The following is a 9572-nucleotide window of genomic DNA, read 5'->3' as shown; positions in this document are numbered from 1 at the left end:
CACCGGTCAGATCGATGTGGATAAAGATATCTTGGGGACGATTTTTGGGAAGTTTTGTATCGGAAAGTAATTCGTTCGAGATCGGAGACGAAATGCTTCTGAGGAACTAGAAATTAAACACTAGAGCGATTGGTTGCTGAGGATAGTATAGAGTACAGTGTACCAAGTACAGCGTATCAATTGATAACTCTAAAAATGATAACTATACAGACACTATCCCGTAAAGTGTGTAAGTTAAAAATAACAGGGGTTGGACTTTTTTAGAGTCTGACCCTTTTTTCATAGATCGTTAGGAACTGATTTAGAATAATGCCCCAATTCCTCACAGGTATTGTCCATTTTTTTGTTGCTTCACGTACTGCCAAATATACAGATTTCATCACGGCTTCGTCCGTTGGGAAGGATAGTTTATTTTTGGTATACTTTCTTATCTTTCCGTTTAGGTTCTCAATGAGGTTTGTAGTATAGATAATCTTCCTTATTTCTAACGGGAACTCATAGAATACGGTGAGTTCTTCCCAGTTATCCCTCCAGCTTTTAACGGCATAAGAATATTTATCATTCCATTTGTGGGCAAAATCCTCCAGGGCCAGCTTAGCGGCTTCTTGATTGGGCGCATTGTAAATATGCTTCATATCGGCCGTAAAGTTCTTTTTATCTTTCCATACCACATATCTGCAAGCATTGCGTATCTGATGGACCACACAGATTTGAGTCTTTGACTCAGGGAACACATTCTTGATCGTATCGGTAAAACCGTTCAGGTTATCGGTGGCGGTTATCAGGATGTCCTCTGTTCCCCGTGCTCTGATATCGGTCAGGACACTCATCCAAAAAGCAGCCGATTCATTCTTGCCCAACCAGAGGCCGAGCACCTCTTTCTTGCCGTCCCTACGAAGTCCCACAGCAATATAAACCGTCTTGTTGATTACCTTGGAGTTCTCCCGTACCTTGAAAACAATACCGTCCATCCAGACAATGAGATAGACAGGTTCTAATGGGCGGTTCTGCCAAGCGATGATGTCTCCAGTCACTTTTTCGGTAATCCTCGATATGGTCGAGGTGGAGATATCAAAATCATAGACTTCTCGTATCTGTTCTTCAATATCGCTGTTGCTCATTCCTTTGGCGTAGAGCGATACAATAACATTCTCAAGGCCTTCGACCATATTGCCCCTTTTGGGAACGATCATCGGATTGAACGAAGCATCTCTATCTCTTGGAACGGCAATCTCGGACTCTCCAAAAGATGTTTTTATTTTCTTCTTAGAGTATCCGTTGCGCGCATTGCTGCCACTGGACCTTTGGTGCTTGTCATAATCAAGGTGGCCATCGAGTTCGCCTTCGAGCATTTTCTCGATCCCTCGTTTTTGGATCTGTTTTAAAAAACTGGTGAGCTCCTCGTGGCTCTTGAACTGCTTCAGAAAATCATCTGAAATTAAATCATTCTTTTTCATAAGTGTATAAAAATTAAAATTAAACATAATAATAAATAGCTGGGGCGCGCCCCAGCTATTTATTTAACTTACACACTTTGTGAAATAGTCCCTATAATAACAATAATATCCAACAGTAATATTACAAATAAAAAAAGCCCGAAAAAATTATCGGGCTTTTAAATGATTAATATTTTGCAGGTTGTCCTTTGGACGACGATTCTTTTATAAACTGTCGGATGTCTTCAGTGGCAGTTTTTAAATCTTCATTTCTTAAATACATCATGTGACCACTTCTGTAGCCTTTAAAAGAAACGCGATCTTTGAATTTACCACTCGGATCCATTTGGCCCATCGTGTATTTAGCCGCAAAATAGGTGGTGGCACCATCGTAATATCCTGATTGGACCAAAACTTTTAAGTAAGGATTCTGAGCCATCGCCTGACGCAAATCGTCTCTTACGTTATCATTTTGATTATCCCAAGGATGCACATTTCCAAACATATTATATTTAATGTCGGTTTTAAATTTCAATTCTTCACGAATATAATAATTAATGGCAGGCGTGAAGGAATGTAACCAAGAGGTCAATTCAGAATTGTAATCAGGAGAGTTTCCAGCTTGTGTTTTATCGATTCCTAAATATCTCGAATCTAATCGCCCTATCGTAAAACCTCGGTCACGAATTAATTCTTTCCAGAAAAAACTGGTCGGAATATTTAAGTTATGGTCAATAATTGAAGATTTACTGAGTCCAGAATAAAGACTCATTTTCTCGGCAACTTCATTGCGTTCGGCATCAGAAATATAACCACCTTTAGCAATGGCTGGCATCACATGATTAATGGTATAAGTTTCAACTTCTGGTAATATATCCAATAAGTCTTTTTGCTGTAACGATGGAGCAAGCGCTTTATGATGCCAAGCAGCTGCTGCAAAATACGGTAAATTGATAGCCGAATAAATTGGCTGATTGGTAGAATATATTTTGTAATCGGCTGGCGAAACTAAAATCACACCATTTAGATACATCCATTGTCTGTTTTGTAATTCTTTGGACAATCCCATTACTCTTGGACCTCCATAACTTTCGCCAATTAAGTATTTCGGTGATTCCCATCGGTTGTGTCTAGAAACGAACGTGTTCATCCATTCTGCCAAGTATTTAATATCCGCATTAATTCCAAAAAAGTTTTTTCTATCAGGATATTTTCCGTCTTTGTCTTTTACCATTCTAGAATATCCCGTGTTTACCGGATCAATAAAAACAATATCGGCAACATCTAATATAGAATATGGATTTACTTTTACCCCATAAGGCTGAACAGGATAACCTTCTTCATCTATATTTAAAACTACCGGTCCTGTATATGCAATGTGCATCCAAGCAGAGGCCGAACCAGGACCACCATTAAAAGAAAAAACTATTGGTCGTTTTTCCTTTTCACTATTACTTTTTTTGTAATAAGTATAAAAAAGTGTGGCAATGGGTGCGCCGTCAGCATCCCAAACAGGCTGGGTTCCGGCAATAGCTTGATAATTAAGGTTGGTACCTTTAATCGCAACCGTATGATTTGTAATTGCCATAGTGTCTAACGGCACTTTTATGGCTTGTGCAAACAGCAAACTCGTGGAAAATGCCGCAAAAAATAAAAAAACGTTTTTCATGTAGTTAAGGTTTAGTTGATAAATGTTATGAATTAATTAAAATCAGTGAAATTTATAGGTTTAAAGCGAATTGGGAAAGTGAAATAGATGTTTTAACAAATTTTCAGAGCAATAATTGCAGAGTGATAATTTATTTAAAAGGACTGCTTATCTAAAATGTAGAATGCCATCGGAATATATGTTTAAGATTTGGAAAACCCTTCAAAAACGCCTAGTCCAAATAAGGCAAAATCATATTTTACGGGATCTTTTACGTCTAATATTCTTAAAGATTTATCGAGTTCGCTTAAAGCTTTTGCATCATTTTGTGATCTATTCAATAAGCCCAACGACCGTGCTACATTTCCTGAATGCACATCTAAAGGACATGATAATTGGGTAGGGGAGATGTGTTTCCAAATTCCAAAATCGACGCCAGTATTATCATTTCTGACCATCCATCTTAAAAACATATTGATGCGTTTTGCTGCTGAATTTTTTAATGGATCACTAATGTGTTTTTGAGTCCTTGGCAAATGATCCATCTCAAAAAAATGTTTTTTAAATTGATGTATGGCATTTTGGGTTGAAAATTCTTCAAGATGTTTTGAAAACAACGATTCCATGCCATTATGACAGGTGTAAATATGGTTTAAACTTTTGATGAATTGAATGAAATCTTCGCCATTAAAAGTGCGATGGACAAAAGATTTTAATTTTTCTAAATCAGTAATAGAGTGATTTTTTATAAAATCATAAGGTGAGTGATCCAGCATTGCCATCATTTTGTTGGCATTGGTAATAATACTTTTCCTATTTCCCCATGAAATGGTAGCAGTCAAAAAGCCTGCAATTTCAATATCTTCCTTTTCCGAAAATTGATGTGGAATTTGAATAGGATCACTTTCAATAAACCGTGGATTGTTGTATTGTGCTACTTTGGAATCTAAAAACTCCTTTAATTCTTCTTGATTTAATGGTTTTTGCAAAATTTATTTTATGATAATAAGAATGATTTTAATTTTAAAAAATATTCATTTACACTATTTTTCCATCAACCATTACCAATTTTCTATCGGCCATATTTGCCAATTCAGTGTTGTGTGTGACGATAATAAAGGTTTGGCCAAATTCATCCCGAAGTTTAAAAAATAGATTATGAAGGTTTTCAGCACTTTCGCTATCTAAATTTCCTGAGGGTTCATCGGCAAAAATCAATTCTGGATTATTGATCAAAGCTCTTGCAACCGCAACACGCTGTTGTTCGCCACCAGATAGTTCCCCTGGTTTGTGAGCGAAACGATGACCTAGTCCTAAAAACTCCAAGAGTTCTTTGGCGCGTTTTTCAGCTTCATTTTTAGAAGTGTTTTTGATGAATGCAGGAATGCAAACATTTTCTAATGCTGTAAACTCTGGTAATAATTGATGAAATTGAAATATAAAACCAATATGCTCATTTCTGAATTTGGCCAGATTTTTATCAGTCAAATTCATAATATTCACATCATTGATAATAAGTGTGCTTTCTTCCTTTTGCGAAGGCCGGTCTAAGGTTCCCAAAATTTGCAATAATGTGGTTTTTCCTGCACCAGAAGCGCCTACAACCGAAACAACTTCACCTTTTTTAATGTTAAGATCTACACCTTTAAGCACATGGAGATCATTATAATATTTATGAATATTGGTTGCTTTTATCATAGATTGTAAAAAGAAGCAAGTTAGCATTTTGTTTGCTGATGTACAATTTTGCATCGGATTCTTCTTAAAATTTTCGGTTGATATTTAATTCCTGTTTCAAAACATATTTTATAGGATATGTAGCAGTTATTTTTTTGTGATTCACTTATAACTTTTGAATATATGCTGTTTTGAACAAAGCAATTACTTAATAAGAATGTTATGTTCTATTTTTAATAGTTCAAATTAATCTGATCTAAAAATGGGGTTCATGGCGTACTTTTCATTTTTATACAGTATTTTTATGCAAAACTTAAATGAGAAAACATGTCTTACGAACATTTTGAAGAATATAATATAAAAGTTACAGAAGATATTAAAGAACGTTACAAGCTTATTATTGAAGATCTTGGTGAGGATGTCAATAGGGAAGGTTTGTTAAAAACTCCGGAGCGTGCTTCAAAAGCCATGCAGTTTTTGACGCAAGGGTATTATCAAGATGCTTCAGAAGTTTTAAAAAGCGCCATGTTTAAAGAATCTTATAAAGAAATGGTGATTGTGAAGGATATTGAAGTCTATTCGCTTTGCGAACATCATATTTTGCCTTTTTTTGGTAAAGCCCATATTGCATATATCCCGAATGGGCAAATTGTAGGATTGAGCAAACTACCGCGGATTGTAGATATTTTTGCAAGACGACTGCAAGTTCAAGAACGGTTGACAAAACAAATTTTAGACTGTATAAATGACACTTTGCAACCTTTGGGCGTTGCTGTTGTTATTGAAGCTTCGCATATGTGCATGATGATGAGAGGAGTCCAAAAACAAAATTCGGTCACTACAACCTCTGGATTTAGAGGGCAATTTGAACAAAACGAAACGCGAAATGAATTCTTGAAACTGATAAGTAATACGTTTCACTAATATTTATGGTATTATTTTTGTAGTAATAACCAAAATAATTTTTGAAAAGATGAACTTGGAAAACTTAAGCAAAAATAAAAAACTAATTCTTGGAATCGTTTTTGATCTTATAGGGATGATTACTTTTATTGATCTTATTTGGGCACCAATCTCAGGAATTTTAATGTCAAAGATGTATGCTGGCCGACATGGTAGAATAGCAGGTATTTTCTCTTTTGTTGAAGAAATAATTCCAGGATTTGATGTTATTCCTTCCTTTACTATAATGTGGTTTTATACTTATGTATTCAGTAAAAAAACAGAAACCATTGAGGTAAAATAAATTATTCTGAATTATATACGTATTCGAGTTTTTAACTTGCTGTTCTATAAGTCATTGTTGATTTGTCATAATTTTTATTGTACCAATGGCTTTAATACTTCCCATACGGTTTCCGCCAAAATTTTATGGCCTTCAACGTTTGGATGAATGCCATCAGCTAAGTTTAATGAAGGAATCCCTCCAACATCTTTAAGAATAAATGGAATAAACTCCAGAGTATTTGTTTTGGCCAAATCGGCATAAAGTTGCCTAAATTCCTGGGTATAGGTTTGTCCCATATTTGGCGGTAATTCCATTCCGGCAAGAATTATGGTTGTTTTTGGACTTTTTTGTTTAACGATATCAATTATAGCTTGCAAGTTGGCACGAGTTTCGGTTAGAGGCACACCGCGCAAACCATCATTGGCACCAAGTTCTAGCAAAAATATATCTACAGGTTGCTTGATTATCCAATCGATGCGACTTTTTCCTCCGGCAGTAGTTTCGCCACTTACCCCCGAATTGATTACGGTATAATTTAATCCCAAAGAATCAATCCTTTGTTGAATAAGAGCGGGAAAGGCGTCGTTGGTATCATCCAATCCATAACCTGCAGTGATGCTATCGCCAAAACATACAATGGTTTTGTTTTTCTCAAAAGATGCATCTTCTGTTTGCTGTACGGTTTCTTGATTTTCCTTTGGCTTTTCAGTTTTTGTATCACCACATGAATAAACAAATAAAGGTAAAATAATATAACAAAACTTTATGAGTTTGGACGTCTTTGATTTTGGTAGATATGGATACAATTGTTTATTTTGAGCCTTGGACATAAGTCGGTATTTAAATTAAAATTTCATGTCAAAGATATTAAAGATTACTGGGTTGGAAAAGACATATCTCAGTGGTAAAAAACAATTAACGGTCTTGCACGACATCTCTTTTGAGGTTGATAAAGGTCAGACGTTTTCAATTGTTGGTCCATCAGGAAGTGGTAAAACAACTTTATTGGGATTGTGCGCCGGATTAGATCGGCCAACTGAAGGGCATGTAGAATTATGCGGACAGGATTTAAATAGTTTGAATGAAGACCAACGTGCCCAATTACGAAATAAAGAAGTAGGTTTTATATTTCAGAATTTCCAATTATTACCAACATTAACCGCATTAGAAAATGTAAGTGTACCACTGGAATTGCAAGGTGCCAAAAATGCTGAGCAACAAAGTAAACTCTTATTGGAAAAAGTAGGTCTGGCCGATAGAATCCATCATTACCCTTCACAGCTTTCGGGTGGTGAGCAACAACGCGTCGCATTGGCAAGAGCTTTTTCAAATTCGCCATCCATCTTATTTGCTGATGAACCTACGGGTAATTTAGATGAAGAAACCGGTGAAAAAGTGATCAAATTATTGTTCGATTTAAACAAAGAAAACGGCACCACTTTGGTCATTATTACGCATGATCTAGAATTGGCGAATCGGACACAGCAGATTTTGAAACTTAAAGGTGGAAAAATTATTACTAATGAACTTACTCCCAACTGTGAACAACCTCAATAAATCTTTGCGATTACCTTGGCTTTTTAAAATGGCTTGGCGCGATGCCAAAGCGAGTAAAATGCGTTTGCTGTTATTTATGGCATCGATTATTTTGGGAATTGCAGCCGTTGTATCTATTCAATTATTCAGTACAAACCTAAAAGAAAATATTCAGCGCCAATCTAAAAGCTTAATGGGTGCAGATTTTATCATAAAATCTAAACAATTGCCAACACCAAACGCGCAATCTATAATTGATTCATTGCAGCCTGATGCTTCTGAGGTCAACTTCGTGTCGATGGTGGCTTTTCCAAAAAATGACGGTACTAAATTGGTTCAAGTTAGAGGATTGGAAGGCGGTTTTCCTTTTTATGGTAAGATAGACACTGAACCGACGAATATTCATGAGCTTTATCAAGAAAAGGACGGCGCTTTAGTGGATGCCACTTTGATGTTGCAGTTTGATTTGCATCCCGGAGATTCGATAAAAATAGGGGAGTTGACACTTCCAATTGTAGCTGCGTTAAAATCTATTCCTGGAAGCTCGGCCATATCAAGTTCCGTAGCACCACCGGTAATTATTCCTTACCATCTGATTGATAAAACACAATTGTTGCAATTTGGAAGCCGAAAGGAATACCAATATTTTTATAAGGTTTCGGATACCTTAAATTTAAACCGACTTGAAGAAAAAATACGTCCGCAGTTGGACATTGAAAACGTCACTATAAATACGCATATCAGTGCCACCAAAAATTTAGGAAGACGGTATGATAATGTTGAAAAATTCTTGAATTTAGCGGCATTTATTGCGCTGTTGTTAGGCTGTATTGGCATTGCGAGTTCGGTACATATTTATATCAAGGAAAAGTTAAGAGCCATTGCTGTTTTGAAATGTATGGGAACATCCAGACTTCAGAGTTTTCTCATTTTCTTGATTCAAATTGCAGGTATAGGAGTTGTTGGCGGTCTTATTGGTTCATTAATTGGTGTTGCGGTACAAGAAATATTTCCATATCTGCTTAAGGAGTTTTTACCGTTTACCATTCAAGTTTCCATTACTGCAAGACCCATTATTATTGGTGTTTTATTAGGACTGTTCATGTCCATATTATTTGCGCTTTTACCTTTATTGCGCACGTGGTATGTTTCGCCTTTGGATGTGCTGCGCGTTGATGAAAACGCCGTTCAAGAACCCGGATTTATAAGAATTGGCGTGTTGGTAATAATTTTGTTGTTCCTGTTTGGGTTTGCATTCTGGCTTATTGGCAATCTGCTTTATGCCTTTGTTTTTGTGGCGGGAACAACACTTACTTTTGCTGTTTTGGCAGGTATTGCTTTTCTCTTGATCAAAACTATTAGAGTGTTTTTTCCGAAACATTGGAGTTTTACGGCACGACAGAGTTTGCTCAATCTTTTTAGACCAAATAATCAGACCGTTGTTTTAATTATCGCTATTGGTTTGGGAACATTTCTTATCAGTACGTTGTATTTTACCAAGGATATATTGTTGTCTAAAACAGAATTAAATCAAGATTCGGAAAAAGCCAATATCATCATTTTAGATGTACAACCACAACAAACTTCTGATGTGGCACAAAATATCAAGGACCATGAGTTGACCGTTCTTAACAACATTCCGATGGTGACTATGCGTATGCATGAAATTAATGGAAAATTGGTCAATGATATTCGTAAGGACAGTACACAGCAAATACGTCGATGGATTTTAAATCATGAATTTAGAACGACGTATCGGGATGCTTTGACCGATTCGGAAGAGTTGCTGGATGGCAAATGGGTGCCTCGTTTAAATCCTGATGATCCTGTAGTAATTTCTATTTCTGACAACCTTGCCGAAGATGCAAAACTTAAGGTTGGCGATCCTGTGGTTTTTAATATTCAAGGCGTTTTGATGAATACAACGGTTGGCAGTATCAGAAAAGTAGATTGGACACAAATGCAGCTCAATTTTACAGTCGTTTTTCCCGATGGTGTGCTCGAACAAGCACCACAATTTAACGTATTTACTACCAATGTACCGGAC

At 36.3% G+C, this 9572-nt stretch carries 9 protein-coding genes; 4 read left to right on the top strand and 5 right to left on the bottom strand.

The window, feature by feature from the left end:
- Nucleotides 1-260: 260 nt before the first annotated feature.
- From VNJ50_RS12450 to VNJ50_RS12435, 4 genes are all read right to left on the bottom strand, one after another.
- Nucleotides 261-1457 (bottom strand): IS256 family transposase, encoded by a 1197-nt coding sequence (locus VNJ50_RS12450; RefSeq protein WP_325582393.1) that lies wholly within the window; start codon nucleotides 1455-1457, stop codon nucleotides 261-263.
- Nucleotides 1458-1623: 166 nt separating this feature from the next.
- The gene (locus VNJ50_RS12445; RefSeq protein ID WP_325582391.1) at nucleotides 1624-3105 is read right to left on the bottom strand and encodes a S10 family peptidase; all 1482 of its coding nucleotides are present in this window, start codon (nucleotides 3103-3105) and stop codon (nucleotides 1624-1626) included.
- A 182-nt stretch (nucleotides 3106-3287) separates the two neighbouring features.
- On the bottom strand, nucleotides 3288-4073 hold the full coding sequence (locus VNJ50_RS12440; protein WP_325582389.1) for a TIGR02757 family protein: 786 nt from the start codon (nucleotides 4071-4073) through the stop codon (nucleotides 3288-3290).
- A gap of 49 nt (nucleotides 4074-4122) precedes the next feature.
- Complete coding sequence (locus tag VNJ50_RS12435) at nucleotides 4123-4782, bottom strand: ABC transporter ATP-binding protein (RefSeq protein WP_325582387.1); 660 nt, start codon at nucleotides 4780-4782, stop codon at nucleotides 4123-4125.
- 306 nt (nucleotides 4783-5088) lie between these two features.
- Here VNJ50_RS12435 and folE point away from each other — a divergent pair, with 306 nt between their 5' ends.
- Nucleotides 5089-5685, top strand: a complete 597-nt coding sequence (gene folE, locus VNJ50_RS12430) for a GTP cyclohydrolase I FolE (RefSeq protein WP_325582385.1) — start codon at nucleotides 5089-5091, stop codon at nucleotides 5683-5685.
- A gap of 49 nt (nucleotides 5686-5734) precedes the next feature.
- Nucleotides 5735-6007, top strand: a complete 273-nt coding sequence (locus VNJ50_RS12425) for a hypothetical protein (protein ID WP_325582383.1) — start codon at nucleotides 5735-5737, stop codon at nucleotides 6005-6007.
- Nucleotides 6008-6081: 74 nt separating this feature from the next.
- On the opposite strand, the gene VNJ50_RS12420 is transcribed toward VNJ50_RS12425, so the two are convergent.
- Complete coding sequence (locus VNJ50_RS12420; RefSeq protein WP_325582381.1) at nucleotides 6082-6819, bottom strand: arylesterase; 738 nt, start codon at nucleotides 6817-6819, stop codon at nucleotides 6082-6084.
- Nucleotides 6820-6844: 25 nt separating this feature from the next.
- On the opposite strand from VNJ50_RS12420, the gene VNJ50_RS12415 reads away from it, so the two are divergent.
- Entirely contained in the window at nucleotides 6845-7546 is a 702-nt protein-coding gene (locus VNJ50_RS12415) for an ABC transporter ATP-binding protein (protein WP_325582379.1), read from the top strand.
- A gap of 28 nt (nucleotides 7547-7574) precedes the next feature.
- Nucleotides 7575-9572 (top strand): ABC transporter permease (locus VNJ50_RS12410; protein ID WP_325582395.1); only part of this gene is annotated, 1998 nt, incomplete at its 3' end.

Source organism: Gelidibacter sp. (genome assembly GCF_035577925.1).
Lineage (GTDB): Bacteria > Bacteroidota > Bacteroidia > Flavobacteriales > Flavobacteriaceae > Gelidibacter.
The sequence above is the reverse complement of the archived record's forward strand: the minus strand, read 5'-3'. Positions and strand labels throughout refer to the sequence as shown.